The sequence below is a fragment of the Mesotoga sp. UBA5825 genome (assembly GCF_002432955.1).
Classification (GTDB): domain Bacteria; phylum Thermotogota; class Thermotogae; order Petrotogales; family Kosmotogaceae; genus Mesotoga.
In genome coordinates, this window is the sequence record NZ_DJHG01000019.1 from 1 (window position 1) to 539 (window position 539).

The window sequence follows — 539 nt, forward strand, 5'->3', positions numbered from 1 at the left end:
TCTCCAGCAAATCATACTATTTGAGCCACTAGTATAATTATGCTCACTCAATCCATGAGTTCAGTTATAGAAGCGGAACTGAGTCTAATAATCGAAATACGATGACTTGTTTGTAAAGTTTATGGCACAAATTCTTCAGTGATTTCTCCTTCTGAAGATGAGGTATGCTAGACTTTCATTTGTAAACAAGAAGTACTTCTTCACAACTCCGGGTTAGAAGTCTCTTTCTTAATAACCGGCGTGTTTACTGTTTTGCACTGCAAGATGAGCTTCATGTTTTCGGCCCTGAGATATCGCCGGTTAATGTTCAGAACACCAAGGAAGTTTTCGGGAGGTTATTATGGCTAACAAGAAAAGAGAGGAAGAATGGAAAGAAGTCAAGAAGAGATGCAAAGTCGGTGATGAAACGATTCGCATGGCGAAGGAACTGGGAATAAGTCCAAAGACGATGATAAAGAATATACCCAACAAAGCGGAGAAGTGGAAGGCGCCTGTCGATGTCTGGATAAGAGACATGTACGAAAAGGTGAAAGAAAAGA

General features: G+C 40.3%; 1 pseudogene. It reads left to right on the forward strand.

Going from position 1 to position 539, the window contains the following annotated elements:
• Positions 1–340: 340 nt before the first annotated feature.
• A pseudogene (locus B3N33_RS01130) lies at positions 341–539 on the forward strand (hypothetical protein); the annotation flags it as partial.